Below are 26,831 nucleotides of genomic sequence, written 5' to 3'. Positions count from 1 at the left end.
CGCGGCATCGTCAAGAACGAGGGACCGTGACGTCGCTTCCACTTGAATATTGTCAATATGGAATGTTTTTTCGGGGCGGCATACATGCCGTGCCGCTGCCCCGCATCCATTTCAAGGCGGAAAATGGCCATTCTGGCCCGGTAGTTCCGGATATTTGCTGTCTTATATAAGATTCGTCGCCATCGGATACACAAACAGCGGCAGGACAGTCTAAAATACGCGGTGGGCAAGCACGGCGTCACCGCCGGCACACTAGCCGTCCAAAGCAAGGCTAACCGTCCTGTGTTTGGAATGAAGAAAGTTAACCACCAGGCATCACCGCATACAAGGGAATGAACATGGCAACACAAAAATCCAAAATCATCTACACGCTGACTGACGAGGCGCCGCTGCTCGCGACGTATTCCCTGCTGCCGATTATCAAAAAATTCACCGCGCCGGCTGGCGTGGACGTGGTGTCCAGCGATATTTCGGTGGCGGCACGTGTACTGGCTGAATTTCCCGAATTCCTGACGGACGCGCAAAAAGTCCCGAATACCCTGGCTGAACTGGGCAAATTGACCCAGAATCCGGACACCAACATCATCAAGCTGCCGAACATCAGCGCCTCGCAAGGTCAGTTGATCGCTTGCGTGCGCGAACTGCAAGGCCGTGGCTACAAGCTGCCCGACTATCCGGAAGATGCGAAGACCGAAGAAGAAAAAGCCTTGAAGGCCCGCTACGGCAAATGCATCGGCAGCTCGGTCAATCCGGTGCTGCGTGAAGGCAATTCCGACCGCCGCGCACCGAAAGCCGTCAAAGAGTATGCGCGCAAGCACCCGCACTCGATGGGCGAGTGGAGCCAATCGTCGCAAACCCACGTCTCGCACATGCACCATGGCGACTTCTACCACGGCGAAAAATCGCTGACCCTGGAAAAAGCGCGCGATGTCAAGATGGAACTGGTCACAGCCTCGGGCAAGACCATCGTGCTGAAACCGAAGGTTTCCCTGCAAGCGGGCGAGATCATCGACAGCATGTTCATGAGCAAGAAAGCACTGCTGGAGTTCTACGAGAAGGAAATCGACGACGCCTTCAAGACGGGCGTGATGTTCTCGCTGCACGTCAAGGCCACCATGATGAAGGTCTCGCACCCGATCGTCTTCGGCCACTGCGTGCGCATCTTCTACAAGGACGCGTTCGCCAAGCACGCGGAACTGTTCGACAAGCTGGGCGTGAATGTCAACAATGGCATGAGCAACCTGTACGACAAGATCGACACGTTGCCAGCGTCGCAAAAGGATGAAATCCTCAAGGACCTGCACGCCTGCCACGCGCATCGTCCGGAACTGGCCATGGTCGATTCGGCCAAGGGCATCACCAACTTCCATTCGCCGAACGACATCATCGTCGACGCGTCGATGCCGGCCATGATCCGTATCGGCGGCAAGATGTGGGGTGCCGACGGCCGTCCGAAAGACGTCAAGGCAGTCATGCCGGAATCGACTTTCGCACGCATCTACCAGGAAATGATCGGCTTCTGCAAATGGCATGGCAACTTCGATCCGAAGACCATGGGCACCGTGCCGAACGTGGGCCTGATGGCGCAGCAAGCGGAAGAATACGGTTCGCACGACAAGACGTTTGAAGTGCCTGAAGGCGGCACCGCCAACATCACCGACCTGGAAACGGGCGAAGTGCTGCTGACGCAAACGGTGGAAGAGGGCGATATCTGGCGCATGTGCCAGGTCAAGGACGCCCCGATCCGCGACTGGGTCAAGCTGGCCGTCACGCGCGCGCGCAATTCGGGCATGCCTGCCGTGTTCTGGCTCGATTCCTACCGTCCGCACGAGAACGAAGTCATCAAGAAGGTCCAGGTTTACCTGAAGGAGCACGACACCAAGGGTCTGGACATCCAGATCATGTCGCAGACGCGCGCCATGCGCTACACGCTGGAACGCGCCTTCCGCGGCCTGGACACCATTTCCGTAACCGGCAACATCCTGCGCGACTACCTGACCGATCTGTTCCCGATCCTGGAACTGGGCACGTCCGCCAAGATGCTGTCGATCGTGCCATTGATGGCCGGTGGCGGCATGTACGAAACGGGCGCCGGCGGTTCGGCACCGAAACACGTCAAGCAGCTGGTGGAAGAAAACCATCTGCGCTGGGATTCGCTGGGCGAGTTCCTGGCGCTGGCCGTGTCGCTGGAAGACATGGGCATCAAGACGGGCAATGCGAAAGCCAAGATCCTCGCGAAAACCCTCGATGAAGCCACCGGCAAACTGCTGGACAATAACAAGTCGCCATCGCCACGCACGGGCGAGCTGGACAACCGCGGCAGCCATTTCTACCTGGCCATGTACTGGGCGCAAGCCCTGGCAGCGCAGAAGGACGATGCGGAACTGGCAGCGCATTTTGCGCCAGTGGCAAAAGCCCTGGCAGACAACGAAGAAAAGATCGTTGCCGAGCTGAAAGCAGTCCAAGGCAAGGAAACGGATATCGGCGGCTACTACCTGCCGGATCCCGCGAAGACGGAAGCGGTCATGCGTCCTAGCGCCAGCCTGAATGCCGTGCTCGACACCATCTGATGCAGTCCTGACAGGCAGTAAGTTCTTTACTGCCTGACAAAAAAAACGCCGCCGGAAGCGATTCCGGCGGCGTTTTTCATTTTCCCTGCATCTTACTGGCCCTGCATCTTACTGGCCCTGCATCTTACTGGTAGTGCTTGTAAACACTGGTGCTGCCATTGCTCTTGACCAGCAAGACGTCGTATGCATCCTTGCGCGGCCCTTCCATGCCTGGCGAGCCCATCGGCATTGCCGGCAAGGCCAGGCCCTTCGCCTTGGGTTTTTCGCGCAGCAGCTGCTTGATGTCGCTGGCCGGCACATGGCCTTCGATGGCGTAGCCGTTGACGAGGCCCGTGTGGCAGGAGCCGAGCGCGTCGGGAATGCCGGCCAGCTTGCGGTATTGCGCCGGCATCTCGACGTTTTTCGCGCGCACCGTGAAACCGTTCGCTTCCAGGTGCTTGATCCATTCGGAACAGCAGCCGCACGAGGCGCTCTTGTAGACTTCAATGACGGGCAGGGCCGCCATGGCGAACGTGGGCAAGCCCAGCATGGCGGCGAAGGCGCCGCGCAGTATGTAATGTTTGATCATGTGTCGCTTTCAGACGGAATAGGGCTATCGTGGCCACCGCGGTGGCCTGCTTCGGACGAGCTTGGAATTTAAGCGGAAAGCGGCCGCGGCGGCCGGCGCGGGCCGTCGGGAATGAATCCCGGCAGCAAGGTGGCAGTGGTCAGGGCCGCATGTTCCGCGCCGTTGACGGGCGCGGCGGGCAGGGCGAGGCCGGGCGGCATCAGTGCGCCCAGGCAAAAGAGGGAACAGGCGCCGCACGCGGCATGCTTGGCAGGGGTCTTGTTTTCTTCCGGCGTGCCGGCGCTGTCCGTGATGGCGGATGACTGCGCGGCGTGATGCTGGCAAGCCCCTGCCATCGCGGCGGCAGGCGATGCCGCAAGCGGCGCGCACGCCCGCATGGCGCCTGCGGCGGCCGCCTGCAGCGGCACCGCCGCGATCAGCAGCAGGATCAGCCATGTTTTGAAGAGTCTCAGCATTGCCGGAAAGTATAGCATGCGGGTACTGTCGCCAGGGCAGGCTAGCGCGAGGCGGCGGCAAGCATCTTCGATGCATACATGGCCCGGTCCGCATGGCGCAACAGCAGTTGCATGGTATCGCCGTCTTCCGGATAGTGGGCCACGCCGATGCTGACGGTGATCCGCAATTGCTGTCCGTTGCCCAGGTGCAGCGGCGGGGCCAGGGCTGCGTGGATCTTTTGCTCGATCAGGCTGACATCGGCCGGTGTGACATTGCTTTCCAGAAGCACGACGAATTCATCGCCGCCCATCCTGGCCAAGGTGTCGGTTTCGCGCATGCAATCGCGCAGGCGGTTCGCCACCGTTTGCAGCAGCAGGTCGCCACAGGCATGGCCGTGGTCATCGTTGACGCGCTTGAAGTTGTTCAAGTCCAGGAACAGCAGCGACAGCCGGCCTTCCTGGCGGTGCGCGCGGGCGAACGCCGTGTGCAGGCGGTCGTGGAACAGGCGGCGGTTCGGCAAACGGGTCAGTTCATCGTGCATGGCCATGAACTGCATTTGCGTCTGCAACTGCCGGCGCTCGATGGCGGTCGCTAGTTGCTTTGCGACAAATTGCAGCAAATCCTGGTCTTGCGCCGTGCCGATGACGGCATCCTGGCCGCCTTGCAAGGCCAGCGCGCCGATGCTGCCCATCGAGGAATACAGGGGCACGGCAAGCCAGCACGAGGACAGGGCGCCAGCCGCCGTTTGCAGCGCCGGCGGCAGGCCGGCCAGTTGTCCCGCCTGCAGCAGCAAGGGGCGGCCGCTGCGCAGGACTTCGTCGCACAGCAGGCTGGCCAGGGACGGCGTCGGCTGCGGCCCGCTGTCGCCGGCATGGCAGGTCATCAAAGGCTGTGCGCCATGTTCGTCCTGCAGCAGCAAGGTCAGGCTGCGCGCAGGCAAGTGCTCGCCGATGATGTGCTGTATGCGGTACAGCAAGGCGGGCAAGTCCTGCGTCGCCTGCATGGCTTCGGAAATGGCGTACAGCGCAGCCTGCTTTGCCTGCGCCTGTTTCAGCAAGGTGATGTCGCGCGCCACGGCCACGCGCAGCTGGTCGGCGGCGGACCAGCGGGCCGACCACATGATGTGGGCCAGGCTGCCATCCTTGCGCAGGTAGCGGTTTTCAAAGTGCGTCTGCGCATGGCCATCCATGATGGCGCGCGCGGCGGCCAGGGTGCGCGCGCGGTCGGCGGGGGCGACCATGTCGAGCATGAGCTTGCCGATCATTTCCTGCTGCGTGTAGCCGAAGATGCGTTCGCAGGCGGCGCTGACGAACACGAAGCGCCCGTCCACGTCAACCATGCACACGGCGTCAAGCAGCAAATCGGTGAAACTGGCGACCGGCGCGCTAATCATATGTTTCATATGCCCACCATTCTAGTGGACATTGCCGATCGATATTGAAATTGTTGTTTTTAGGGATAAGTGACTGGGCAGCGTGACTTGCCCGGGAGGCAATGGCGGCGGCATGCCCAAGCTTGTCACCTAGAAAGAACTATCGGGCAAGCAGCTGCTCGCCAGGCGCAGGAGGGCAGCCTGGAACTGGCGATGGCCAGGCTTTAATCGCTGACGACAAACGCGCCCTGGTCGAGCTGATCCAGCGTGACGATGGTGCTGCTGCCCTGCGCGCCGCTGGCCTGGCTGAGCCGTGCATGCAGCTGGGCCAGATAGTCGGCGCGGCAGCGGCGCAGCACGTAATCGCGGAAGTTATCCTGTTCCAAGGCGTGCCAGGCGCGTTCGCGTCCTTGCGCCGAGCGCTTGCCGGCCAGCTCGATCAGCGCGGGCGTGATGTTGGCGTCGCCGCGGCTCAGGCGCGCGTAGCCGTAGCGGTCCATATACGGGCCGGTGAGCGTTTCGATGAGGTTGATGTCATCGTCCGATAGCTGCTGCCTGAATTTGTCGATGTTGGTCGCGATCGGCGCATGGCAGTTGGCCGACCAGAGCGATGACAACTGCGCGATTCGCCGCGCCTCCGCCGACGCGGCCACGTCCAGCATTTGCGGCAGGAAGGCGATGCCGAGAAAATCACATACCGTTTCCAGCGTCTCTTGTTGCCGCGACAGGAAATCTTCATAGCGTATCGTCAGCACGCGCCGCGGATAGCGTTGCACGACATGGTCGGCTGCCGCATGGGCGGCCAGCCAGGTCCTGGCATTGAGCAGCGTGTCGAAATCGTGGATGATGGCGCGGTTCATCGACGCCACTTGCGCGCGCGGATCGCGCACCACGTTCAGGAACAGCATGTCGGGATATAGCCGCACGATGTCGTCGGCGTAGTGCACGCTGTCGAGCGACTTGTCCATCACCACCTGCGCCTGGCGGCGTTCGCCCGCGCGCAGCAGCAGCTCCCACGCCACGCGGTGGATGCTGCGCGGCTGGCCGCGCAGCGTCTCGAACACTTCCACCGGATCGAAGACGACCCCCGGCCACTTGACCATGCTGGCCGCCGTCAGGCCCACCACATCGACCACCAGGCGAAAGTAGGCGCGGTCATCGCGCAAGTCGCCGTACAGGGGCAGCAGCGGCATCATGTCAACCAGGTGCAGTGGATACGGCGAATAAAACTGCGGCGACAGGTTCAGGCGCAGGCGCAGGGCATGGCTGCCGCAGCGGCGCAAGGGGATCATCATGACGGGGCGCGGGCGCGCGCCTTGGCCGGGATGGTGGCTGCTGATCATCTCATCATTCCTCGAAAAGGTGGCCGCGCGGCATCAGATGAAGTGCGGGCACAGTTGCTGGAACAGCCGCTCGCAGGCCTGTTCCAGCGACAGCACGCCCGTGTCCAGCATAAGCGCCGGCGCCAGCGGTGCCTCGTAGGGCGCGGAGACGCCCGTAAATGCAGGGATCAGTCCGGCTCGCGCTTTTTTGTACAGTCCCTTGGGGTCGCGTTCCTCGCATAGCGCGCTCGGCGTGCTGATATAGGCTTCGATAAAATTGTCACTGCCGATGATCTGGCGCGCCATCTCGCGGTCGCTGCGCAGCGGCGAGATGAAGGCGCAGATGACCATCATGCCGGCATCGTTCATCAGCCTGGCCACGACGGCGCTGCGGCGGATGTTTTCCTGGCGATCGCGGGGAGAGAAACCCAGGTCTCCATTCAGGTGGTGCCGCATATTGTCGCCGTCGAGCACGCAGCTCAGGTGACCCTCTGCCAGCAGCCGCCTTTCCAGCGCGTACGCCAGCGTCGACTTGCCTGCGCCGCTCAGGCCGGTCAGCCACAGCGTCGCGCCTTGCTGACCGGCCAGCAGGCCCCGTTGTTCCTTGCCGATATGGCTTGCATGCGGGAAGATGTGCGTCGCTACCACTTCGCCCGCAGCGGCGATCTGTTCCAGTTTCCCCACGTGTGCCACTCCCCCGTTGCCGGCTCAAAACTGTTCCCACTCGATTTCGCTGGGCTTGGCGACGGCCGGACGAGCCGGCTTTGCCGTGGCGGGCGCGCGCCGTACTGCCGGCGGCGGTGGCTGACGGCTGACCAGGCGCAGTCCCGCATCGCGGCCGCCAGCGATGTTGCCCACGCGGAAGACGCTGACGACATCGTTCAGGCTGTTGACCTGTTCCTGCATCGCTTGCGCTGCGGCGGCGGCTTCTTCGACCAGTGCCGCATTTTGCTGCGTCACATTGTCCATTTGCGTCACGGCCATATTGATTTGCTCGATGCCAGCGGATTGTTCCTGGCTGGCGGACATCATTTCAGACATGATGCCGGTGACGCGCTTGACGCTGGCGACCACCTCGTGCATGGTCGATCCTGCCTGTTCGACCAGCCGGTTGCCGGCCTGGACCTTGTCGACCGAGTCGCCGATCAGGTCCTTGATTTCCTTGGCTGCGGCGGCCGAGCGCTGCGCCAGATTGCGCACCTCGGTGGCCACCACGGCAAAGCCGCGCCCCTGTTCCCCGGCACGGGCCGCCTCGACCGCCGCGTTCAGCGCCAGGATATTCGTCTGGAAGGCGATGCCGTCGATGACGGCGATGATGTCGACGATCTTGCGCGCCGAGACATCGATGGCCGCCATGGTGTCGACCACCTGCGCCACCACGGCGCCGCCCTTGGTGGCGACATTGGAGGCCGATTCGACCAGCCCGTTGGCTTGGCGTGCATGGTCGGTGTTGATGCGCACGGTGCTGGTTAGTTCTTCCATGGATGAAGCGGTTTGCTCCAGCGTACTGGCCTGCTGTTCCGTGCGCGAAGACAAGTCCAGGTTGCCCATGGCGATCTGGCCTGCCGCCGTGGCGATGGTCTCGGTGCTGGCGTGAACTTGCTGGACGATCTGCGCCAGGCTGTCGCGCATCGATTGCATGGCGTGCAGCAGGCTGTGCGTGTCGCCGGGGCGGGTATGAATGGGCACGGCCAGGTTGCCGCTGGCAATCTGCCCGGCGATCGCCGCCGCTTCGTCGGGCTCGCAACCGAGTTGGCGCGTCACGCTGCGCGTGATCAGCACGGCGGCCAGCAGGCTGGTGATGAGGGCCAGCGAGCCGATGCTCAGCATCACCAGGCGCGCCTGGCTGTAGGCCGCCTCGGCCATGCTGGAGGCCTCGTTATTCTGCTTTTCCTCGACGGCGATCAAGGTGCGCAGCAATTCCCACCAGCGCTTTTGCACGGGGCGGAATTCATAGCGCAGCAGTTTGTAGGCATCGTCCTGCTTGTGCTCCAGCGCCAGCGCGGCGGCCCGCTGAATGAAGGGCGCCGCCAGGTCGCTTTGTGTGCGGATCTGTTCGAGCAGGCTTTTTTCTTCGCTCGAGGTGCCTTCCAGTTTGGCGAACATTTCCCCCAGCTTTTGCTGGGCAGCGGCGTATTTTTTTTCCTGCTCGGCGATGCGCGCGACCTCGATCTGGATCTCCTTCTCCTCCTTCAGCAAAATCAGATTGCGCAGCGCCAGCGCCCGCTCGGTCACTGTCAAGTCCATAGTCTGGGCCAGCCTTGTTTCGACGTTGTTGACCTTGGTTGCTTCATCCATGCGGTCCTGGATTTGTCGCATGCTGGTCAGCCCCAGCGCGATGACCAGCAACAGGAACAGGGCGACCAGGCCAAAGCCCATGCCGAGCCGCTTGGCGATGGTTAAGTGCATAAATTTCATATTGCCTCCTTAAGGCCGTGCTTGCGGTTCCGAATAAGCATATGCAGCTTTATCACGAAGCACTCAGCGATCATATTGATTGCGGGCCGGCGAAATATCACACTTCGTCACTTTCAGCATTTGAGCAACAGTAGAAATTTACTTGTGGCAACTGTTCAAATTGAGTTAGATGGCGAACACCTGCGAACGCTGGCATGGCGGCGGAGCATGATTTGTATCAAGAATGAAAAATTTTCATGCTCCCTTGCGCTCATGATTTCACATTTCACGTCGTTATAGCAGTGTCTGCTTAGCGCTTGAGATGCGACCCATCCCATGCTCTGAGAAAACATGGCAGTACTCGACGGCTACCAGTTATCAAAAAATGAAAGTTATGCATACTTTACCTAACCACCCATCTTCGTTTAGCAAGGCATAAGACCCATGACCTCCGTCTCCTCGATCCCGAGCTGGAATCCAAGTCCCTCACGCGCGCTTAATGCCGCTGCCACCAAGGCGGATGCCGCGCCGTCTCCGGCGCCGAGTCCGTCCTCCATTGTCGACATCGGGGCGACGCAAGCCGTCGCGCAGCTGCTGCCTTCGCCGACGATATGGGAAAGCGCGACGCGCAACAAGGTGAGCGAGGCGATGACAAAGAGTTTCTCTTCGCATGCGTTTGGCGGCCGTTTCAGCGGCCTGGGCGCGGCCATGCTGGGGCAGGCCAAGCTGGGCAACTACAATTTCTCGCAGGCGATGCGGCAGCCGCCGCCGAGCACCACGCCGAATGTGTATGCGGCGTCCGGCATCGCGCCGGGCAGCCTGCATGGCAATGGCGAAGACAAGGTTACCCTCAGCATCACGACCAAAAGCGGTGTGGAAGTCAAGCTGTCGCTCGACAGTCAGGGCGACGGCCTGGCCGTGAGCATGACGACCAGTGGCGACCTCAGCGACGCTGAAGCCAGCGCCCTGGGCGACCTGGCGAAGGGTTTTCAGGACGCCATCGATGGCATGGGACGGGATACGCCGAAAATCAAGCTGGAAGGCTTGATGCAGTTCGACCAGCAGTTGCTGGCGTCGGTGAAACTGCATGCGGAAGTCAAGGTGCGCGGCGAGATAGAGGGCGTGCAAACCCTGGATTTCCAGGCCGATGGCGCGCAGCGCCAGGTCAGCTTCAGCGGCGTGGCCGGCTCCCTGGACCTGAAGGTCGACGCCAGCCAACTCAATACCCTGGGCAGCAAGGAGCGGCAAGCCAAGGCGCTGGGCAGTTACATGAAGCAGTTCGACCAGGCGGCGTCGCGCGGCCATGGCGACGCGGGCCTGGTGGCCATGCTCAAGGATAGCTTTACGGCCTTGCACAGCAATACCGCCGCGCCGCAAGCGGCCACGGACACACCCGAGACGGGCAAGTGGCGGCTGGCGGCCGAGGACAAGTCCATCCTGACGGGGCTGGCCGATTTCAGCGCCTCCGTATCGCAGGCCGTGAAATTCAGCAATCCCATGCGCAGTTCGGAAAAGGATGGCTTCAATTATGAAGTGTCGCAAAAGACACTGCAGGCCGGCGCCAGCCAGGACGAGCGGTCAGTCAGGCAGCAGCAGCAATCGAAGCTGAGCGCCAGCTTCCATGAGACCCTCGTCCCCGGCGTGCCGCTGCGCCTGACGGACAGCACGGAATCGCAGAACTATACGTATCATCAGATCGAGGATACGGCCAGCAGCGATGCGCAGGTGGCCTACAAGGATGGCAAGATGGTGAAGGCGAGCTTGCGGCAGGAGGGCAAGCAGTCCGAGCATGTCATGAAGTATTTCCTGGCCAAGCTGGAATCGGACAAGACCATACCAGGCAATTATTCCGTGCTGCGCGATTTGCTGCCCGTGCTGGGACCGTACCGGACCGGAGAGCTCGGCATGACGCCCGAGAAGAAGGCGGAGCAGCGCCAGCAGGCGATGCTGACCTTGAGCGACGATGTGCTGCTGCAATCGTATGCGGGCCAGACCGTCAGCATGTGGCGAACCGATGCACAGCCGGAAGAGGGCGGAGCCGCCGTCGCGTAGACATGACCGCGCGTCCATGCAAAAAGCCCGTCTGCGAAGACGGGCTTTTTGTTTGCTTGTTGCTTGGCTGGATGCGGCGCAAAACAGCCTATGCCTTGGCCTTGTTTTGCTTGATCCAGTAGCCGACGCCCAGCGCGGCCAGCCACACGGGAATCAGGTAGACGGAGATGCGCAGGCCCGGCGTCAGGTACATGATCACCAGGATGCCGGCCAGGAACACCAGGCACAGGTAGTTGGTGAACGGGTAGCCCAGGCTCTGGAACAGGGTCGTCTTGCCCTCGGCCTTCTTTTGCGCGCGGAAACGCAAATGGATCCAGCTGATCATGGCCCAGTTGATGATCAGCGCCGACACGACAAGGCCCATCAGCACTTCGAACGCTTCGCCCGGCATGAAGTAATTGACCACCACGCAGGCGCCCGTCGCCAGCGCGGACACGCCCAGCGCCACCAGCGGCACGCCGCGGCGGTTCAGGTGCAGCAGCGCGCGCGGCGCATTGCCTTGCTTGGCCAGGCCGAACAGCATGCGCGTGTTGCAGTACACGCCGCTGTTGTAGACGGAGAGTGCCGCCGTCAGCACCACCACGTTCAGGGCCGTGGCCACCAGGTTGCTGTCGAGCGCATGGAAGATCAGGACAAAAGGGCTGCCGCCGGTGACGACGTTTTGCCACGGGTACAGCGACAGCAGGATGCCGAGCGCGCCGATGTAAAAGATCAGGATACGGTAGATGGCCTGGTTGGTGGCGCGCGGAATCGTCGTGCTCGGATCATCCGCCTCGGCCGCCGTGATGCCTACCAGCTCCAGGCCGCCGAACGAGAACATGATGACGGCCATGGCCATCACCAGCCCCTGCCAGCCATTCGGGAAAAAGCCGCCGTGCTGCCACAGGTTGGCCACGGACGCCTGCGGCCCCGCGTCGCCGGAAGCGAGCAGATACGCGCCGAAGACGATCATGCCGATGATGGCGACCACCTTGATGATGGCGAACCAGAATTCCATCTCGCCAAACGCTTTGACATTGAGCAAACTGATGGCGTTGATGGCGCAAAAGAAGATCAGTGCCGAGACCCAGGTCGGCACGCCGGGCCACCAGTACTGCACGTAGATGCCGACGGCCGTCAGCTCGGCCATGCTGACGAGCACATACAGTACCCAGTAATTCCAGCCCGACAGGAAGCCGGGCAGGTGGCCGCAGTATTTGTCGGCGAAATAGCTGAAGGAGCCGGCGACGGGTTCGTCGACCACCATCTCGCCCAGCTGGCGCATGATCAAAAAGGCGATGACGCCGGCAATGCCATAGCCGAGCAGCACGGAAGGGCCGGCCATCTTGATTGTTTGCGCGATGCCCAGAAACAGGCCGGTGCCGATGGCGCCGCCCAGGGCGATGAGCTGGATGTGGCGGCTTTTCAGGCCGCGCTTGAGCTCTTGTGGTTCGGTATTCCCGACTGCCGTCATATGTTTTATCCTGTTTTTACGGGGCTGAGGTCGCTGATTCTAAAGCATGCACGGGCAAAGCAGGAGCGAAATGCATGTTGCACTGCGAAGGCGCAAGAAACGCCCCGCATCTTCGCCGAACGGCGCGCAAAACGGCGGCCCGGGCGACGCTTTACGCGGCAGCCGCGACGATGGCCGGTTCGTACACGGCCAGGAACTCTGGCGGCAGGCGGCGCGCGCGGCCGCTGCTCAATTCGATGCAGATCAAGTCCCAGCGTCCGCGCACGACGGTGGCGCCGTCGCTGTCGCGGATCAGCTGGAAGCGCCGTTCCATGCTGGAGCGCCCATCGCTGGCGCACAGCCAGGTGGCCAGGGTCAGCGCTTCGCCGGCCCGCGTCGGCAGCAGGTAGTCGTATTCGCCGCGGCGGATCGCCATGGCCCGGTCCAGGCGCCGGTAATCGTCGAGGTCCAGCCCCAGTGTGGCCGAGTGGTGCCAGGCGATATGCTCGCACCAGCGCACGTAGACGGCGTTGTTGGTGTGCTGCAAGCCGTCGATGTCGCCCGGTTCGGGCGTGACGGGCAGGGTGTGGGCGTGCGGATAATCCCAGTTCAATAGCGCTCCTTTCGATGCGGTGGCGGCTGATTGTACGTGCTTGCGGTGTTTCCTTGTTTCCTGTCCGCAGCGCACGTCTGGAAAACACTGTTTTTCACATTGATGTATGATGCATCATAATTTTAAAAGATCAAAAACACGCATGAATCAGCAATTGGACACTCTGCAGCACGTCAACCTGGGCAAGTCCGTGTACGCCATGCTGCGCGACGCGCTGGCGGCCGGGCGTTTCCAGCCGAATGACCGCCTGCGCATCCGCGAGCTGGCGCTGCAGCTCGGTACCAGCGTCACGCCCGTGCGCGACGCGATGCTGCAGCTGGTGCAGGAAGAGGCGCTGGTGCTGCGCTCGCCGCGCGATTTCCGCGTGCCCGTGCTCAGCGTGGCGCGCTACCTGGAAATCCGCGCGCTGCGGCTGGAACTGGAAGGGCTGGGTGCATTCGAGGCGGCGCAGCGCATCGACGACGCCACCCTGGCCGACCTGGAGCGCCTGCTGCAGGCGAACGAAGAGGCGATTGCGCGGCACGACCTGCCGGCGGCCCTGCAATGCAACCAGGCGTTTCACCTGGGCCTGTCGCAGGCGGCCGGCATGCCGACGTTAAAACGCTTCGTCGACCATTTGTGGATGCAGACGGCACCCCTGATCGCCGCCGGCTACGCCAGCTTTTCGCCCGACATGCGCGTCGGCCACCACCACGCCATCATCGCCGCGCTGCGCCAGCGCGACGGGGCGGCCGCGCGGCGCGCCATCGAACAGGACATCCTCGACGGCGGCACGCAGATGCTGGCCTATGTAATGCGCCAGGAGCGCATCCACGCCGGCGCACCAGAACAAGACAAGGAAGCACATGACGCAGAACACGTACCAGACTGAACAGAAGATTGAACAGAAAACGGCCATCGTCACGGGCGCCAGCCGCGGCATCGGCCACGCCGTGGCCGAGCGCTTCCGCAGCCTGGGCTGGCGGGTCATCACCGTCTCGCGCAGCCCGATTCCGGGCGGCTGCCCGCGCAGCCAGGAGCACAACACGCATGTGTGCATGGATCTGTCGGACCTGAGCCAGATCGGGCAGATGGTCGACACCCTGCGTCCCATGCTGGGCGACTCGAAATTGCACGCGCTGGTGAACAACGCGGGCGTGTCGCCGAAGGGGCCGGGCGGTTCGCGCGTCAATTCGCTGACCACCGACATGCAGACCTGGCAGGAGATGTACAACACGAATTTCTTTGCGCCGCTGGCCCTGACGCGCGGCTTTGCGCAGGAACTGTCGAATGCGCACGGCTCCGTGGTGAACCTGTGCTCGATCGCCGGCTACCGCGTGCACCCGTTCGCCGGCTCCGCCTACGCCAGCTCGAAGGCGGCGCTGGCCTCGCTGACGCGCGAAATGGCCAACGACATGGCGCCGCTGAACGTGCGCGTGAATGCTATCGCGCCGGGCGAGATCGACACGGCGATCCTGTCGCCAGGCACCTCGCACATCGTCGACACGCAAATCCCCCTGCGCCGGCTGGGCACGACGGCCGAAGTGGCGGATCTGGTGGAATTTTTATGCAGCGAGCGCGCCTCGTACATCACGGGCGCGGAAATTCCCATCGACGGCGGCCAACGTATTTAATCCAGGAGGAAGATCATGAGCAAACATATCGGCATCGTCGGCTGCTCGGCCGAAGGCGCGGCCCTGTGCTACCGCACGATTTGCGAAGAGGGCGCGCATGCGCTGGGAGCGTATGAACATCCGGAAGTCACGCTGCACACGCCGCCGCTGGCGCGCTATGTGGCTTGCCTGAATGCGGGCGACCTGGCCGGCGTGGCCGAACTGATGCTGGCGTCGGCGCACAAGCTTGCCGCGGCGGGCGCCGATTTCCTGATCTGCCCCGACAACACCATCCACCAGGCATTCGCGCTGGTGGCACCTCGCTCGCCGCTGCCCTGGCTGCATATCGCCGATGTGGTGGCCAGCGAGGCGGCCGCGCGCGGCTACCAGCGCGTGGGATTGACGGGCACGCGCTGGCTGGTCGACAGCGCCGTGTATCCGGACAGGCTGGCCGCGCGCGGCATCGATTGTGTGCGGCCGGGCGAAGACGAGCGCAGCGAAATCAACCGCATCATCATGGAAGAACTGGTGCCGGGCGTGATCCGGCCGAAAAGCGTCACCCGCTTCCAGGCCGTCATCGCCGGCTTGCGTGAGCAGGGCTGCGACGCCGTCATCCTTGGCTGCACGGAAATCCCGCTGATCATCGGCGACGCCAATTCGCCGCTGCCGACGCTCGATTCCACGCGCTTGCTGGCGCGCGCCGCCTTGCGCCGGGCGCTGGACGCCTGACTATTTGTCCAGCTGCGCCTGCAGGGCCGCCACCACCAGCGCGTGATCGTCCGCCTGCGCCAGGCCGGACACGGTGACCGTGCCGACCAGTCCCACGCCGCGTATCAGCAGGGGAAACGCGCCGCCGTGGCCCGCGTACTCGATGTCATCGAGGTACTTCACGTCTTCGAAGGTGCTGCCCCGGCTTTTATACGAGATGCCCATGTAGTAGGAGCTGCGGCAAAAGCGCTGCACCGTGTTGTTTTTGCGGCGTATCCAGTCCGCCTGGTCCGCCGTGGCGCCCGTCATGGCGTGGTGGAACAGCACCTGGCCGTTGCGCGTGATGTTGACGGTGACGGCCTTGCCCCGCTTGCGCACTTCCTCGACGATCCACAGGCCCACGGCCAGCGCCGCGTCGTTGTCGAAGCGTTCGAATTGCAGGGATTCTTCCTGCTGCGCCAGGGTGTGCAGCAAATCGGCGTAATGATCCATCGTGGAGGCGGGTGGTAGTGGCTGGAAGCGCTACTGTAGCGCACCGTGGGGGCTTTTTGTGTAATGCGGCTAAAATAGGCGGCATGAACCTGACCCTGTTTGCCGATGAAGACGACGTCCCGACCGGACCGGTGCCGCTGGTGCCCGGCTCGTCCGCGTCGGTCCTGCTGCGCCGTTTTGCGCTGCCGTATCTGCCCGAGCTGCTGCCGGCGCTGGACGCCATCGTGCTGGCCGCGCCCCTGCGCCACATGGCCACGCCGGGCGGTTTGCGCATGTCCGCGGCCATGAGCAATTGCGGCCCCCTGGGCTGGGTCACGGATGGGCGCGGCTACCGCTATGCGCGGCTCGATCCCGCCAGCGGTGTACCCTGGCCGCCCATGCCGCCCGTGTTCCTGTGCCTGGCGCAGCAAGCGGCGCTGGCGGCCGGCTATCCGGGCTTCACGCCCGACGCCTGCCTGGTCAACCGCTATGCGCCCGGTGCGCGCATGGCCCTGCACCAGGACCGCGACGAATGCGATTTCAACGCGCCCATCGTTTCCGTCTCGCTCGGTTTGCCCGCCACCTTTTTGTTCGGCGGCGCCGAGCGCAGCGACAAGGCGGCCCGCATCGCGCTGCTGCATGGCGACGTGGTCGTGTGGGGCGGCGCCGACCGTCTGCGCTTCCACGGCGTGGCGCCGCTGAAGGAGGGCGAACACGCGCTGCTGGGCGCGCAGCGCATCAATTTGACGTTTCGCAAGGCTGCCTGAGCTGGCGCCACGGCGTGGCCGGCTTGACGATGTAATGCGCATGCACATAACGCCACGGAATGGCCAGGTAGACCAGCACCACGAACGCGCATTCAAACGTGGTTGCCGTAGTGGCGGGATCGATCTGGCCGTTCAGCCATTGCGGCAGCGGCACGAGCAGCAGCCAGATGGTCTTCCACAGCGCCTCCCACAGCAGCAGGGGCAGCATCTGCAGCGGATAGCGCAAGCCCAGCAGACATAGCAGCGAAAACGCGGCCAGCATGCAGTTGACGGTGCCCCGCGCCAGTTCCCACGGCGCGTGCGGCGTGACGATGCCGGGCCACAGCACGCTGCCCAGCCCCAGGACAACCAGCAGATACATGGCGCGCAGCGCATACAGACGGGCGGTCGATACGGTATTCATGGTGCTCTCCTGCTTGTGGGTTGGCAGCGTCAGGGTTTACTCGACTTCCTTGAGGATGGTCTCCAGGCTGCCCAGGCGCGCCTGGATCTGCGCCACGGAGGCGTTCAATACGGCCAGCGACGCTGCCGTTTCCGCCTGCGCGGCGGCCATGGACCTGGCCAGTTCCTGGTAGGCGCCGTCCTGCGCCAGCCGGGCGCGCGCCTGCACGATGCCGGACGTATATTTGAAGGCGAAGATGATGACGGCGGCCGTGCAGGGGAAGAAGAAGGCGGCGAAAAAGATATTTTCAGACATGATGACCTCTACAGTTCAGGATTAATCGGCATTGGAAGTGAGCGAGGACGCCGCGGCGGCGATGCTGGCGGGCGTCAGCAGCAATTCAAATGGGCTGGCCTCGAAGTAATTAAGGGCCTTGCCGTCATGCGACAGTTCCAGCTGGCTGGTGACGAGTCCCGCGTGTTCCAGCTTTTGCAGGTGCAAATGCAGCAAGGGCCGGCTGATGCCCAGGTCGCGCGCCAGCTGGCTGATGTAGTTGCGCCCGCCGCTGGCCAGCGCCGCGATGATGCGCAGCCGGTGCGGATTGTCGAGCGCCGCCAGCATGGCCAGCAAGCGGTCGCCGGTGGGGCGGGGTGTATTTGTATCTGTCATGTGTCAACATTATCTGACATGTGTTAGCGAGTCAAGATAAATCATTCGCCGCATTAATGCAGGATACTTGCAAATACGGCGCTTTTTCTCCATGATATGCAACTTATTTGCATATGGAGCCTTGATCATGAAGCGCGATTCCCTTTCTTCGCCCCTGCCCGACGTGGCGGCCGGCCCCCATCTTGGTCACCCCTTGCCATTGGAATGGGTCGGTATGCAGGGCATCGCCTTGCCGCTGTGGCTGGAAGAGGGCGGGCAGGCGCAGCAAGTGCATGCCTGGGCCGACGTGCACGTCGATCTGCCCGATCCGCGTGTGAAGGGCATCCATATGTCGCGCCTGTATCTGCTGCTCGACGCGTTTGCCGCCGCGCAGCCGCTCGATGCGGGCGCCCTGGCCGCCGTGCTGCGGCGCATGGTGGACAGTCACGCCGACTGCGGCAGCACGCAGGCGCGCATCGCGCTGGCGTTTCCCGTGCTGCGGCGCCAGCCGGCGCTGCTGACGGCGGGGCTGGCGGGATGGAAATCGTATCCCGTGCGCCTGCAGGCCAGTATTTCTCCGCAGGGTTTTGCCCTGTCCCTGACGGTGGAGATCGGCTACTCGTCGACCTGTCCCTGTTCGGCGGCGCTGGCGCGGCAATTGCTGGCCGAGGCCTTTGCGGCGCAGTTCGGCAAAGGCGGCATCGACGGCGCAGCCGCCAGCGACTGGCTGCAGGAACACGCGAGCCTGGCCACGCCGCACAGCCAGCGCAGCACGGCGACGGTGACCGTGCCATTGACGCAGCAGGCCGAGCTGGACCTGTTCCCCCTGATCGATCGGGTGGAAGCGGCGCTGGCGACACCCTTGCAGACGGCCGTGAAGCGGGCGGACGAACAGGCGTTTGCGCGCTTGAATGGTGCTAATCTGATGTATGTGGAAGACGCGGCCCGCCGCGTGCAGGCGGCGCTGGCGCCGCATCATGCGCAGGCGCGTGTTACCGTACGGCATATGGAAAGCCTGCATCCGCACGATGCCGTGGCACAGGCGGGCCAGCTTGCCTGAACTTTTCACTCAACCACCGTGGAGGAAGACCGCATGCCGGAGAACATCACGCAGGAGCCGGGCGAAGACAGCCTGGAAGAGGAACTGGAGCGCGAGCGGCGCGAGCATGCGCTGATCGACGAGGAGAAGCTGGGCATGGACGAGCTGGAAGAGGAACACTTGAAGCGGGAACGCCAGCCGGGCGCGCCGGCGGGGCGCTAATGCGCATGCACTGCATCAGCGCTGGCATCGCGCCGCGCCGCCCGGTACAATTTCGCTTTGTCATTCTCCCTCAGCCCCGGAGTCCCATGAAATATCGCGCATTGTTCCAGTTTATCCTCGGCCTGACAGGCGCCGTCCTGGCCGGCTCGCAAGCCCATTCCGCCACCATCTGCACCGCCATGGCCGACGCCAAGACAGGCGCCGTCTTGCTGCAGGAGGGCAATTGCATCGACCGCGTTACCCCCGCGTCCACGTTCAAGATCGCGCTCAGCCTGATGGGCTATGACGCCGGCTTCCTCAAGGACGAGCACAAGCCCAGCTTGCCATTCCGCCAGGGCTATGTGGACTGGGGCGGCGAAGCGTGGCGCCAGGATACGGACCCGTCGCGCTGGATGCAGTACTCGGTGGTCTGGTATTCGCAGCAGATCACGCAGGCGCTGGGCGCCGAGCGCTTCCAGAAATACGCCAAGGCTTTGCGCTACGGCAATGCGGACGTCTCGGGCGACCCGGGCAAGGACAACAGCCTGGAACGCTCGTGGATCAGCTCTTCGCTGAAGATCTCTCCGCTGGAACAGCTGGGTTTCCTGCGCAAACTGGTCAACGATCAATTGCCCGTCACCAAGCAGGCCATGGAGCAGACGCGACGCCTGACGCGCCTGGCGGACGTGGGCGGCTGGCAAGTGCATGGCAAGACGGGCGCCGCCTTCCCGCGCAAGCCTGACGGCAGCTTTGACGAAGCGCATGGCTACGGCTGGTTCGTGGGCTGGGCCAGCAAGGGCGGGCGCAGCATCGTGTTCGCGCGCCTGGTGCAGGATGAGCAGAAGGGCCAGCAGTCCGCAGGCTTGCGCACGCGCGAGGCCATGCTGAAGGAATTGCCGGCCCTGCTGGAGCAGGCGCAGAAGTGACGGCCAGCATCGTCGCCGCCACCTTCATCGCTACCGAGGGCGAGTACCTGGAAGCCGTCATCGAGGTGGGCGGCCAGCGCCTGCACGTGATGGACGAGTTCGGCGGCGGGCAACTGGCCGCCGGCACGCAAGTCCAGCTCGAACTGTGGCCCATGGCCAGCGAAATCGATGACTGGGACGCCATCTTCCGCGCCAATCCTGGCCGGGAAAAGCGCCTGGTGCGCCTCGATGGCTGGCGCTACCTGGCGCTCGGCATCGTGACCCAGGTCGATCCCGTCGTCTGCGATTGCGGCCTGCTACAGCTGGAAAACCCGTTTACGACGCATGACGGGCGCTGCGTGGGCGCGTATGTCGGCGTCACCTTGGCGCGCCTCGATGCTTGCCTGGCGTAAATTCCGGCCCGCTTTGTTGCCCGCCCTATATACTTGCTGAAACGGATTCCCCGGCATCAGACAAGGTTACAAGCATGGCATCAGGCATGGAGCAGTTTCAGGAAAAAGCACGGCAGGCGTTCATACGGGCGCGCGCGCAGGCAGTGCGCGTGGCGGGAGTGGCGTGGATCAAGGCAGTGGCGCTGTACCGGCGCGGCCACGCGCACTTGATGACCTTGCCGCCCGTGCGGCGTGCGCTGGTGCTGGCCTTATGGTCGTTTCTGGCCCTGCTGGCGCTGGTGATCCTGTACATGCTGTTGCTGCTCCCCCTGACACCGAGCATCCACGACTTGCGCCAGGCGCGCGCGGCCGCGCCGACCACCATGGTCAGCGCCGATGGCAAGGAACTTGCCCGCTTCGACCAGGGCTTGCAGGAGCGGGTCACGTTAAAGCAGATTTCGCCGAATGTGATCAGCGCGCTGATCTCCACGGAAGACCACCGTTTCTACGCACACCACGGCATCGACTTCACGCGCACGGCCGGCGCCATCCTGCATACGGCAGGGGGCAACCCGCAAGGCGGTTCCACCATCACGCAGCAGCTGGCGCGCAATATGTTCCCAGAGGAAATCGGCCGCTCGCGCAACCTGAACCGCAAGCTCAAGGAATTGATCACGGCCCTGAAAATCGAGGCCACCTACAGCAAGACGGAAATCCTGGAAGCCTACCTGAACACGGTTCCCTTTCTGTATAACACCTACGGCATCGAAATGGCGGCCCGCACGTATTTCGACAAGCCCGCCGCGCGCCTCGATATCCTGGAAAGCGCCACCCTGGTCGGCATGCTGAAGGGCACGAATTACTACAATCCCGTCGGCAATCCCGAACGCTCCCTGCAGCGGCGCAACGTGGTGCTGGGCCAGATGCGCAAGCACGACGTCATCGACGAGGCGCGCTACAAGCAGCTGATCAAGCGACCGTTGCGCCTGCATTTCGAGCGCCAGAGCGAGCGGGCGCAGTCGGACAGCCATTTCACGGCCTATGTGCGCAAGTGGCTGATCGACTGGGCCGACGAGAACGACTACAACCTGGAACTCGATGCGCTGGTGGTGCACACCACGCTCGACCACGATTTGCAGCAGGCGGCCGAGCGCGCCGTCGAGCGCCAGGCGAATGCCTTGCAGGCGATTGCCGACGTGGAATGGAGCCGCGCCGGCGTGCCGTCGTCCACGTCGACGGGCATGTACGCGGGCATGCAGGGCGGCAGCGTGCCCTTCGATTATTTCTGGAAATCGCATCCGGCGCTGCTGGACGCCTTCGTGCGCGAGTCCGCCGACTACCGCAAGCTGACGGCGGCCGGCGGCACGCCCGAAGCGGCGCTGGCGCAGCTGAAGGGCGACCGCGCCTTCATGGCGGCCCTGCGCAAGTCGAAGACGCGGCTGGAAGCGGGCTTTGCGGCCATGGACCCGGCCACGGGCGCCGTGCGCGCCTGGGTGGGCAGCCGAGACTTTGCGCGCGAACAGTTCGACCACGTGTCGCAGGCGGCGCGCCAGCCCGGTTCCACCTTCAAACCCATCGTGTACGGCGCGGCGCTGGAAAAGGGCTTAAGCCCTGAGCACGTCTACCGCGATGCCGTGATGGACATCAAGGCGGCCGACGGCACCAAATGGCGCCCGACGGACATGAGCGGCACGACGGGCCGCGACATGACCATGCGCGACGGTCTTGTTTATTCAAAGAACACGATCACGGCGCAAGTGATGCAGGACGTCGGCTTGCCGCCGATCATCAAGCTGGCGCGCGCGCTCGGCATCCGCGACAGCAAGCTGGAAAAAGTGCCGTCCTTGGCGCTGGGTACCAGTCCCGTCACCTTATTGGAAATGGTCAACGCCTACGCCAGCATCGCGGCCCAGGGCGAAGCCCGTCTGCCGTTCGTCGTCACGCACATCACGGACCGCGAAGGCAAGGTCATTGCCCGCTTCGGCGAAGACAAGCCCAAGCGCGCCATGCAGGCCGAATCGGCCGCCACCCTGACGGACATGATGCGCGGCGTCATCGACCGGGGCACGGGCACGGCCATCCGCAGCCGCTTCGGCATCCGTTCCGACGTGGCCGGCAAGAGCGGCACCACGCAAAACAATGCGGACGGCTGGTTCATCCTGATGCACCCGCAACTCGTCGGCGGCGCCTGGGTGGGTTTCAACGACGCGCGCGTCACCATGCGCAGCAATTACTGGGGCCAGGGCGGCCACAACGCCGTGCTGGTGGTGGGCGACTTCTTCAAGACGGCGCTCGACACGGGCAAAATCGCGCGCGACGCCATCTTCCCCGGCGGCAAGCCACCGCCGCCGCTGCGCCACGTGGAACCCGTCGAGGAACCGCAGGATGAACCGGTGGAAGAGCCGGGCGATCTGCTGCAGGAAGGCGCGCCGCCCGCGCCGCTGGCCGTGCCGGCGGAAGAGGGCGGGCAGGAAGCGCATGGCAAGGCGGTGCCGGAACCGGCTCCCGCGCCCGTCCCGGCGCCGCAGCCAATGCCGCAAGGCTAGCGGCCACGATGTTATTTGATACAGGACAATAATGACACCGAAGCCCACCTTGCGCCTGATCCTCGGTGACCAGCTCAATACGCAGCACCGCTGGTTTACCGACGTCGATGACGCCACCATCTATGTCTTGATGGAAGTGCGGCAAGAAACCGATTATGTGCTGCACCATGCGCAGAAAATCCTGGCCATCTTCGCTGCCATGCGCGACTTTGCGCGCCAGCTGCGCGAAGCGGGCCACACCGTGCATTACATCGCCATCGACGACGCGGAAAGCACGCGCTCGATACCAGAGAATATCGAAGCGCTGATTCGCCACTATGACGCCGGCGCCGTCGAATACCAGGCGCCCGACGAGTGGCGCCTCGACCAGCAGCTCTACCAGGCCGGACGGCGCTCGGCCATCCCGTGGCTGATGGTCGACAGCGAGCATTTCTATACGGCCCGCCACGAGGCGGCCGATATTTTCGCCGGGCGCAAGCAGTGGCTGATGGAGTTTTTCTACCGCCAGATGCGCAGCGCGCATCAGGTGTTGATGGAAGACGCGAAAAAACCCGTCGGCGGCCAGTGGAATTTCGATCACGATAACCGCAAGCCCTGGCGCGGCACGCCCGCCGAGCCGCAAGACCCGCGCACCGTGCATGACCATTCCCGTCTATGGGAAAGCATCGGCGCCGCCGGCGTGAAGAGCTTCGGCGCGCCCCGTGCGGACCGGCTGGCCTGGGCGCTGAACCGGGATGAGGCGCTGCAGCAGCTCGATGCCTTCATCGAGCGGGCCTTGCCGCATTTTGGCGATTTCCAGGATGCCATGAGCAGCAAGGCCTGGCGCTTGTTCCACTCCCTGCTGTCGTTCGCGCTGAACGTGAAAATGCTCAACCCGCGCGAAGTCGTCGACAGGGCGCAGGCCGCCTATCACGCCGGCCATGCTCCCCTGGCCGCGGTCGAGGGCTTCATCCGCCAGATACTGGGCTGGCGCGAATATGTGCGCGGCGTCTACTGGGCGCAGATGCCCGGGTATGCCGAGAAGAATTTTTTTGGCCATGTGCGTCCGCTGCCATCCTGGTTCTGGGACGGCAAGACGAAGATGCATTGTTTGTCGCAGGCGATCACGCAGTCGCTGGAGCAGGCCCATGCGCATCATATCCAGCGCCTGATGGTGATCGGCAACTTCGCGCTGCTGGCCGGCCTCGATCCCGCCGAAGTGCATGGCTGGTACCTGGGCATCTACATCGACGCCTTCGAATGGGTGGAGCTGCCCAATACCGTCGGCATGAGCCAGTTCGCCGATGGCGGCCTGCTGGCCACCAAGCCGTATGTCTCCAGTGCCGCGTATATCGACCGCATGGGCGATTACTGCAAGGGCTGCCATTACGACAAGAAGGCGCGCACCGGCGAGCGTGCCTGCCCGTTCAATGCCCTGTACTGGGATTTTTTCCACCGCAACGCCGATACGCTGGAGCGCAATCCCCGCATCGGCATGGCGTATCGCCAGCTGGAGAAGATGGACGAGGAAACAATCGTCGCTTTCCGCCAGCAGGCGGCCGCCATGCTGGACAGGCTCGATTCCTTGTAACGCAGGGCAATGTGGTCTGTTTCCCACGGTGGATGTCCAACCGGACGATGGAGCCGGGACTCAGGATTTCCTCATGTTATGGGAAACGGTAGCGGGCAAGGCCCGAAAAACTGCCGAGCGGTGGCGGCAGGCTGCCTACCATTTTGGTTGACGTGACCAGCGCAGCACTGTGGCAAGCCTGATTCTCACCGTATAGTCTTCTCCCGTTTCATGCTCCAGCCACAGGACGCCGTCTTCGATGTTGACCCAGGCATCGACTATTCGCGTGTCGAACGGCATCGCCGTATCTTTGATATCAATCTTCACTCTTCCAGACTTCACATTGAGCGACCTCAACACTCGCGTCGTTCGTTGCGTAAACTCGATGACGTAGGAAGTGCTTGTCTTTTTTGTCATTGGAAATGCTCACCCAAAATGCTTTGAAATTTTTTTAAATATTACTACATAAAAAATTTCCATCGCGCACGAAGGCGAATGTAACAAAGAAGACGGCATTATAAAAATTTTCCATAAAGAAATATTTATTATTTTTAATAAATTAAAGTTCAACCATGGAGCGGCGTTATTTTTGCACATCGCAGAAACAGTTTCAGGTTAATTGTTTCCCGATGGATATGTGTTTATATGTTTTGCAATATTTATTATCTTGTATTTCTTATATTGATATAAATCAATGTTTTCTGCGTATTAATTTGAGGAGGTATTCTTGCTGTTAGGATATGGCTCAACTCTGGCTTCGCCGAGTGAAGCATGCTCATGGGAAATGAAAGTTATTTTTGGAAAATTTTTTGTGCGGGTGCCGAAGAGATATTTGAGGTGCCGTATAGCAGATGGCGTATCCGCATACGATATTTTCCGCGCCAATATATTCATCGTGAGAAATATATTGATGGTATGGTTCAGATTGTTAATGGCCGTGAATGCTATAAAACCCATTATTGCAATGCCGGCAGAATTAAATCAGGTTCTGATGGTTTAATTGGCGGCGTAGATTGTGCAATTGATGCGTTGAATATTTTTCATGAAGAAGAGATTTTCGGTGCAATGGAAACTGGAATGAACATCGTTCTTTTTATCGCCCATTTCCTGCCTTCCCTGGGAAAGGCATTATTGTTGCGTGAGGATGAAGGTATGGGCGATGGCGAAATTGCGATAAAGATGGCGTACCGAATGGGAACAGTGCGAAGCCGTATGCACAGAGTAAGGGCGGAGATACGCAAGAGACCGGAAGAGTATCAATAAAGGCGGCCTGCCGAATTGCGGTAGCCCGAAGCGGGAGCATGCGGTGCTTGTCCCTCTACTTGACATGAATTGACATGGTGACTAAAAATTACATCGGCGGCCCCGTGCAGGTGGAGCCGGATCATCCCAGGCGGATCGATGCATTGACAGCACAAAAAATTGATGTGGCGATTATTTTTCAGGAAATGCTTGGCACGGCCGTGGCAGCAAAATACTTGCATACAAATGGCGTGCCGCTATCTGTCGCATTGCGCGTATTGGTCTGCGAGCGCAGAAAAGATCCATCGCCGCCCAAAATGATCGGACTCGAAAAAGGGCCTGCCCATCATCCCCCGTCGAGGTTGAGCGAGACAGGCGCCGAATCGGATTGACAGCACGGGAATAAGCTGCTGTGCCGGGTCATCGCTGGAACAGATTCCTGCTTGCATGGCGTGCGGCCGCCGCTTTCCACGGGCGACCAGCCGATATTGAAACGCCGCATCAGCGCCGGATCGTGCACATTGAGCACCTTGGGCAGCAGAGAGTCTAGTGTGGACAGGATGCGCTGGCGCACGGCGCGGGGCAGGTCGTTGTCTGCCGCGCGCGCAAGCACGGGCGAGCACAGCAGGACGCCGGCGACGCGCAGCAGCTGGCGCCGCAGGGGCTGGCTCAGCCGTTGCATCACGGCGCCGTCAAGTCCTGGCGCTGGAATTCGATGCGGTTTTCCTGGTAGGTCCACTTGGTGTAGGGGCCGAACACGCGCCGGTTTTCCTTGCTGTCGGCATTCGATTGCTCGCGCTTCATGCGCCGCACGAGGGCGGTATCGACCAGCGGTTCGGTCGTCGTGCCGAACACTTCGTGGCGCACGCTTTGCTTGGCGTCGGCGCCGCGCGAAATGATGGTGAGCTTGCGCGTGGCGGGATCGAAGTACAGGCGCATGGCAAACGTGTTCATGTCCTGCAGGTACAGGCCGTCGTCGCGCCACTGGGCATAGAAATAATCGCCGCAGACGGCCTTCGGCTCGCGTTTCCACTCGCAGGACAGGACGATCAGCAGGTGATCCTCATCGAGTTGCTTGACCGAGATGCGTCCCTTGGAATAGCCCCAGTTACTGGGCGGCACGGTCTTCGACGAGAGCAGATTGTATTCGCCCACCAGCTTGGTCAGGGGAAGGGGAGCTTGGGCGAAGGCGCCGGCGCAGAGAGTCAAGGCGGCTGCCGCTGCGGCGCCGCGTAGGCAGGAAAATGGAATCATGATGGCCATAAAGAAAAGTTGCCATATTATAGATGGTAACTTGCCAAGATGGCCGCGCGCTTGCGCAGCGCGCCGCTTGTTACTTCAGCTTGCTCAATTCCGCCACGTCGATCTTGACGACCTTGCCCTCGGTGGCGGCCACGAGTGCGTGGAAGTGGGGCATCGCGTAGTGCGCCGTCAGGGCCGCGTTGTTCGTCCATTCTTCCAGTATGATGAAGCGCGTGGGAATCTTGTTGTCGAGGTGCAGTTCGTAGCGCAGGCAGCCGCTTTCCGCGCGGCTCGGCGGCACGACGGCTTCCAGGGCGGCGCGCACGGCGTCGATATGTTGAGGTTGGGCATCGATGGTGGCGACGACGGTCAGGGTCATGGTGGTC

At 62.4% G+C, this 26,831-nt stretch carries 30 protein-coding genes; 14 read left to right on the top strand and 16 right to left on the bottom strand.

The window, feature by feature from the left end; translation table 11 throughout:
* Positions 1 to 338: 338 nt before the first annotated feature.
* Positions 339 to 2,570, top strand: a complete 2,232-nt coding sequence (locus tag JAB8_RS22580) for an NADP-dependent isocitrate dehydrogenase (RefSeq protein WP_070218577.1) — start codon at positions 339 to 341, stop codon at positions 2,568 to 2,570.
* Positions 2,571 to 2,694: 124 nt separating this feature from the next.
* Here the strand turns inward: JAB8_RS22580 and JAB8_RS22575 are convergent, their stop codons facing one another.
* From JAB8_RS22575 to JAB8_RS22550, 6 genes are all read right to left on the bottom strand, one after another.
* The gene (locus JAB8_RS22575; protein WP_070291495.1) at positions 2,695 to 3,138 is read right to left on the bottom strand and encodes a DUF411 domain-containing protein; all 444 of its coding nucleotides are present in this window, start codon (positions 3,136 to 3,138) and stop codon (positions 2,695 to 2,697) included.
* A gap of 68 nt (positions 3,139 to 3,206) precedes the next feature.
* Complete coding sequence (locus JAB8_RS22570; RefSeq protein ID WP_070291494.1) at positions 3,207 to 3,593, bottom strand: DUF2946 family protein; 387 nt, start codon at positions 3,591 to 3,593, stop codon at positions 3,207 to 3,209.
* Positions 3,594 to 3,634: 41 nt separating this feature from the next.
* A complete protein-coding gene (locus JAB8_RS22565) occupies positions 3,635 to 4,975 on the bottom strand; it encodes a diguanylate cyclase (RefSeq protein WP_070291493.1) in 1,341 nt (446 codons plus the stop codon).
* A gap of 194 nt (positions 4,976 to 5,169) precedes the next feature.
* Positions 5,170 to 6,288 (bottom strand): sulfotransferase, encoded by a 1,119-nt coding sequence (locus tag JAB8_RS22560; protein WP_070291492.1) that lies wholly within the window; start codon positions 6,286 to 6,288, stop codon positions 5,170 to 5,172.
* A gap of 33 nt (positions 6,289 to 6,321) precedes the next feature.
* Positions 6,322 to 6,951, bottom strand: coding sequence for an adenylyl-sulfate kinase (gene cysC, locus JAB8_RS22555; protein WP_070218576.1), 630 nt, complete (start codon positions 6,949 to 6,951; stop codon positions 6,322 to 6,324).
* Between the two features lie 24 nt (positions 6,952 to 6,975).
* Positions 6,976 to 8,685, bottom strand: a complete 1,710-nt coding sequence (locus tag JAB8_RS22550) for a methyl-accepting chemotaxis protein (protein ID WP_175444826.1) — start codon at positions 8,683 to 8,685, stop codon at positions 6,976 to 6,978.
* Positions 8,686 to 9,108: 423 nt separating this feature from the next.
* Between JAB8_RS22550 and JAB8_RS22540 the strand changes: the two genes are divergently transcribed.
* Positions 9,109 to 10,716: a hypothetical protein gene (locus tag JAB8_RS22540; protein WP_139143144.1), complete on the top strand. Its 1,608-nt coding sequence runs from the start codon at positions 9,109 to 9,111 to the stop codon at positions 10,714 to 10,716.
* An 88-nt stretch (positions 10,717 to 10,804) separates the two neighbouring features.
* Here the strand turns inward: JAB8_RS22540 and JAB8_RS22535 are convergent, their stop codons facing one another.
* Both JAB8_RS22535 and JAB8_RS22530 read right to left on the bottom strand, forming a co-directional pair.
* The gene (locus JAB8_RS22535) at positions 10,805 to 12,169 is read right to left on the bottom strand and encodes an amino acid permease (RefSeq protein ID WP_070291489.1); all 1,365 of its coding nucleotides are present in this window, start codon (positions 12,167 to 12,169) and stop codon (positions 10,805 to 10,807) included.
* 151 nt (positions 12,170 to 12,320) lie between these two features.
* On the bottom strand, positions 12,321 to 12,761 hold the full coding sequence (locus JAB8_RS22530) for a thioesterase family protein (RefSeq protein ID WP_070291488.1): 441 nt from the start codon (positions 12,759 to 12,761) through the stop codon (positions 12,321 to 12,323).
* A gap of 142 nt (positions 12,762 to 12,903) precedes the next feature.
* On the opposite strand from JAB8_RS22530, the gene JAB8_RS22525 reads away from it, so the two are divergent.
* The 3 genes from JAB8_RS22525 to JAB8_RS22515 are packed head-to-tail and all read left to right on the top strand — an operon-like array spanning position 12,904 to position 15,082.
* Positions 12,904 to 13,632 (top strand): GntR family transcriptional regulator, encoded by a 729-nt coding sequence (locus JAB8_RS22525; RefSeq protein WP_070291487.1) that lies wholly within the window; start codon positions 12,904 to 12,906, stop codon positions 13,630 to 13,632.
* Positions 13,607 to 14,374, top strand: coding sequence for an SDR family oxidoreductase (locus tag JAB8_RS22520; RefSeq protein WP_070291486.1), 768 nt, complete (start codon positions 13,607 to 13,609; stop codon positions 14,372 to 14,374). Before JAB8_RS22525 ends, JAB8_RS22520 begins: the two co-directional genes overlap by 26 nt.
* A gap of 15 nt (positions 14,375 to 14,389) precedes the next feature.
* On the top strand, positions 14,390 to 15,082 hold the full coding sequence (locus tag JAB8_RS22515; RefSeq protein ID WP_070218513.1) for an amino acid racemase: 693 nt from the start codon (positions 14,390 to 14,392) through the stop codon (positions 15,080 to 15,082).
* On the opposite strand, the gene JAB8_RS22510 is transcribed toward JAB8_RS22515, so the two are convergent.
* A complete protein-coding gene (locus JAB8_RS22510) occupies positions 15,083 to 15,553 on the bottom strand; it encodes a heme-degrading domain-containing protein (RefSeq protein WP_070218512.1) in 471 nt (156 codons plus the stop codon).
* Positions 15,554 to 15,636: 83 nt separating this feature from the next.
* Between JAB8_RS22510 and alkB the strand changes: the two genes are divergently transcribed.
* On the top strand, positions 15,637 to 16,299 hold the full coding sequence (gene alkB, locus JAB8_RS22505) for a DNA oxidative demethylase AlkB (RefSeq protein WP_070291485.1): 663 nt from the start codon (positions 15,637 to 15,639) through the stop codon (positions 16,297 to 16,299).
* Here the strand turns inward: alkB and JAB8_RS22500 are convergent.
* Genes JAB8_RS22500 through JAB8_RS22490 form a run of 3 tightly spaced genes read right to left on the bottom strand, consistent with a single transcriptional unit; the run spans position 16,271 to position 17,350 of the window.
* Entirely contained in the window at positions 16,271 to 16,702 is a 432-nt protein-coding gene (locus JAB8_RS22500) for a hypothetical protein (RefSeq protein ID WP_070291484.1), read from the bottom strand. The two genes, alkB and JAB8_RS22500, sit on opposite strands and share 29 nt — an antisense overlap.
* Positions 16,703 to 16,738: 36 nt before the next feature.
* Positions 16,739 to 16,996, bottom strand: a complete 258-nt coding sequence (locus JAB8_RS22495; protein WP_070291483.1) for a hypothetical protein — start codon at positions 16,994 to 16,996, stop codon at positions 16,739 to 16,741.
* A 21-nt stretch (positions 16,997 to 17,017) separates the two neighbouring features.
* The gene (locus JAB8_RS22490; protein WP_070291482.1) at positions 17,018 to 17,350 is read right to left on the bottom strand and encodes a winged helix-turn-helix domain-containing protein; all 333 of its coding nucleotides are present in this window, start codon (positions 17,348 to 17,350) and stop codon (positions 17,018 to 17,020) included.
* A gap of 127 nt (positions 17,351 to 17,477) precedes the next feature.
* Between JAB8_RS22490 and folE2 the strand changes: the two genes are divergently transcribed.
* From folE2 to JAB8_RS22465, 6 genes are all read left to right on the top strand, one after another.
* Positions 17,478 to 18,389: a GTP cyclohydrolase FolE2 gene (folE2, locus tag JAB8_RS22485; RefSeq protein ID WP_070291481.1), complete on the top strand. Its 912-nt coding sequence runs from the start codon at positions 17,478 to 17,480 to the stop codon at positions 18,387 to 18,389.
* A gap of 33 nt (positions 18,390 to 18,422) precedes the next feature.
* Entirely contained in the window at positions 18,423 to 18,590 is a 168-nt protein-coding gene (locus JAB8_RS29595; protein ID WP_175445233.1) for a hypothetical protein, read from the top strand.
* Between the two features lie 86 nt (positions 18,591 to 18,676).
* Complete coding sequence (gene blaOXA, locus JAB8_RS22480) at positions 18,677 to 19,495, top strand: class D beta-lactamase (RefSeq protein ID WP_070218506.1); 819 nt, start codon at positions 18,677 to 18,679, stop codon at positions 19,493 to 19,495.
* Positions 19,492 to 19,887, top strand: coding sequence for a hypothetical protein (locus JAB8_RS22475; RefSeq protein ID WP_083287869.1), 396 nt, complete (start codon positions 19,492 to 19,494; stop codon positions 19,885 to 19,887). The genes blaOXA and JAB8_RS22475 overlap by 4 nt, the downstream gene beginning before the upstream one ends.
* A gap of 74 nt (positions 19,888 to 19,961) precedes the next feature.
* Positions 19,962 to 22,412 carry a transglycosylase domain-containing protein gene (locus tag JAB8_RS22470; protein ID WP_070291480.1) on the top strand — a complete coding sequence of 817 codons (2,451 nt, stop codon included), beginning with the start codon at positions 19,962 to 19,964 and terminating at the stop codon, positions 22,410 to 22,412.
* 31 nt (positions 22,413 to 22,443) lie between these two features.
* The gene (locus JAB8_RS22465; protein ID WP_070291479.1) at positions 22,444 to 23,982 is read left to right on the top strand and encodes a cryptochrome/photolyase family protein; all 1,539 of its coding nucleotides are present in this window, start codon (positions 22,444 to 22,446) and stop codon (positions 23,980 to 23,982) included.
* A gap of 135 nt (positions 23,983 to 24,117) precedes the next feature.
* Here JAB8_RS22465 and JAB8_RS22460 read toward each other — a convergent pair whose 3' ends face one another.
* Positions 24,118 to 24,378: a hypothetical protein gene (locus tag JAB8_RS22460; RefSeq protein ID WP_070218503.1), complete on the bottom strand. Its 261-nt coding sequence runs from the start codon at positions 24,376 to 24,378 to the stop codon at positions 24,118 to 24,120.
* A gap of 360 nt (positions 24,379 to 24,738) precedes the next feature.
* Between JAB8_RS22460 and JAB8_RS29250 the strand changes: the two genes are divergently transcribed.
* Together JAB8_RS29250 and JAB8_RS29245 are read left to right on the top strand one after the other, a co-directional pair.
* Positions 24,739 to 25,224, top strand: a complete 486-nt coding sequence (locus tag JAB8_RS29250) for a hypothetical protein (protein ID WP_139143142.1) — start codon at positions 24,739 to 24,741, stop codon at positions 25,222 to 25,224.
* Between the two features lie 74 nt (positions 25,225 to 25,298).
* The gene (locus JAB8_RS29245) at positions 25,299 to 25,595 is read left to right on the top strand and encodes a hypothetical protein (protein WP_070218501.1); all 297 of its coding nucleotides are present in this window, start codon (positions 25,299 to 25,301) and stop codon (positions 25,593 to 25,595) included.
* Here JAB8_RS29245 and JAB8_RS22450 read toward each other — a convergent pair.
* The 3 genes from JAB8_RS22450 to JAB8_RS22440 all read right to left on the bottom strand — a co-directional run bounded on the left by JAB8_RS22450 (position 25,550) and on the right by JAB8_RS22440 (position 26,824).
* Positions 25,550 to 25,885, bottom strand: coding sequence for a hypothetical protein (locus JAB8_RS22450; protein ID WP_070291478.1), 336 nt, complete (start codon positions 25,883 to 25,885; stop codon positions 25,550 to 25,552). The genes JAB8_RS29245 and JAB8_RS22450 overlap by 46 nt on opposite strands.
* Positions 25,885 to 26,412, bottom strand: a complete 528-nt coding sequence (locus tag JAB8_RS22445; RefSeq protein ID WP_254679572.1) for a hypothetical protein — start codon at positions 26,410 to 26,412, stop codon at positions 25,885 to 25,887. The genes JAB8_RS22450 and JAB8_RS22445 overlap by 1 nt, the downstream gene beginning before the upstream one ends.
* Positions 26,413 to 26,536: 124 nt before the next feature.
* Positions 26,537 to 26,824 (bottom strand): putative quinol monooxygenase, encoded by a 288-nt coding sequence (locus JAB8_RS22440; RefSeq protein WP_070291477.1) that lies wholly within the window; start codon positions 26,822 to 26,824, stop codon positions 26,537 to 26,539.
* Between the last annotated feature and the right edge of the window lie 7 nt (positions 26,825 to 26,831).

It is taken from the genome of Janthinobacterium sp. HH106, assembly GCF_001758725.1.
Lineage (GTDB): Bacteria > Pseudomonadota > Gammaproteobacteria > Burkholderiales > Burkholderiaceae_D > Janthinobacterium.
Note: the sequence above shows the minus strand (reverse complement) of the source record. Positions and strands in the feature narration are given on the sequence as shown.

Excerpts from the sequence above, each read along its gene's own strand:
- JAB8_RS22535 (WP_070291489.1), bottom strand. The coding sequence starts at position 12,169 with ATGACGGCAGTCGGGAATACCGAACCACAAGAGCTCAAGCGCGGCCTG.
- JAB8_RS22450 (WP_070291478.1), bottom strand. The coding sequence starts at position 25,885 with ATGCAACGGCTGAGCCAGCCCCTGCGGCGCCAGCTGCTGCGCGTCGCC.
- JAB8_RS22465 (WP_070291479.1), top strand. The coding sequence starts at position 22,444 with ATGACACCGAAGCCCACCTTGCGCCTGATCCTCGGTGACCAGCTCAAT.
- JAB8_RS22520 (WP_070291486.1), top strand. The coding sequence starts at position 13,607 with ATGACGCAGAACACGTACCAGACTGAACAGAAGATTGAACAGAAAACG.
- folE2 (WP_070291481.1), top strand. The coding sequence starts at position 17,478 with ATGAAGCGCGATTCCCTTTCTTCGCCCCTGCCCGACGTGGCGGCCGGC.
- JAB8_RS29250 (WP_139143142.1), top strand. The coding sequence starts at position 24,739 with ATGGGAAATGAAAGTTATTTTTGGAAAATTTTTTGTGCGGGTGCCGAA.
- JAB8_RS22580 (WP_070218577.1), top strand. The coding sequence starts at position 339 with ATGGCAACACAAAAATCCAAAATCATCTACACGCTGACTGACGAGGCG.
- JAB8_RS22570 (WP_070291494.1), bottom strand. The coding sequence starts at position 3,593 with ATGCTGAGACTCTTCAAAACATGGCTGATCCTGCTGCTGATCGCGGCG.
- JAB8_RS22440 (WP_070291477.1), bottom strand. The coding sequence starts at position 26,824 with ATGACCCTGACCGTCGTCGCCACCATCGATGCCCAACCTCAACATATC.
- JAB8_RS22460 (WP_070218503.1), bottom strand. The coding sequence starts at position 24,378 with ATGACAAAAAAGACAAGCACTTCCTACGTCATCGAGTTTACGCAACGA.
- JAB8_RS29245 (WP_070218501.1), top strand. The coding sequence starts at position 25,299 with ATGGTGACTAAAAATTACATCGGCGGCCCCGTGCAGGTGGAGCCGGAT.
- blaOXA (WP_070218506.1), top strand. The coding sequence starts at position 18,677 with ATGAAATATCGCGCATTGTTCCAGTTTATCCTCGGCCTGACAGGCGCC.
- alkB (WP_070291485.1), top strand. The coding sequence starts at position 15,637 with ATGAACCTGACCCTGTTTGCCGATGAAGACGACGTCCCGACCGGACCG.
- JAB8_RS22575 (WP_070291495.1), bottom strand. The coding sequence starts at position 3,138 with ATGATCAAACATTACATACTGCGCGGCGCCTTCGCCGCCATGCTGGGC.
- JAB8_RS22565 (WP_070291493.1), bottom strand. The coding sequence starts at position 4,975 with ATGAAACATATGATTAGCGCGCCGGTCGCCAGTTTCACCGATTTGCTG.
- JAB8_RS22550 (WP_175444826.1), bottom strand. The coding sequence starts at position 8,685 with ATGAAATTTATGCACTTAACCATCGCCAAGCGGCTCGGCATGGGCTTT.
- JAB8_RS29595 (WP_175445233.1), top strand. The coding sequence starts at position 18,423 with ATGCCGGAGAACATCACGCAGGAGCCGGGCGAAGACAGCCTGGAAGAG.
- JAB8_RS22495 (WP_070291483.1), bottom strand. The coding sequence starts at position 16,996 with ATGTCTGAAAATATCTTTTTCGCCGCCTTCTTCTTCCCCTGCACGGCC.
- JAB8_RS22500 (WP_070291484.1), bottom strand. The coding sequence starts at position 16,702 with ATGAATACCGTATCGACCGCCCGTCTGTATGCGCTGCGCGCCATGTAT.
- JAB8_RS22560 (WP_070291492.1), bottom strand. The coding sequence starts at position 6,288 with ATGATCAGCAGCCACCATCCCGGCCAAGGCGCGCGCCCGCGCCCCGTC.
- JAB8_RS22510 (WP_070218512.1), bottom strand. The coding sequence starts at position 15,553 with ATGGATCATTACGCCGATTTGCTGCACACCCTGGCGCAGCAGGAAGAA.
- JAB8_RS22525 (WP_070291487.1), top strand. The coding sequence starts at position 12,904 with ATGAATCAGCAATTGGACACTCTGCAGCACGTCAACCTGGGCAAGTCC.
- JAB8_RS22490 (WP_070291482.1), bottom strand. The coding sequence starts at position 17,350 with ATGACAGATACAAATACACCCCGCCCCACCGGCGACCGCTTGCTGGCC.
- JAB8_RS22515 (WP_070218513.1), top strand. The coding sequence starts at position 14,390 with ATGAGCAAACATATCGGCATCGTCGGCTGCTCGGCCGAAGGCGCGGCC.
- JAB8_RS22470 (WP_070291480.1), top strand. The coding sequence starts at position 19,962 with ATGGCATCAGGCATGGAGCAGTTTCAGGAAAAAGCACGGCAGGCGTTC.
- JAB8_RS22540 (WP_139143144.1), top strand. The coding sequence starts at position 9,109 with ATGACCTCCGTCTCCTCGATCCCGAGCTGGAATCCAAGTCCCTCACGC.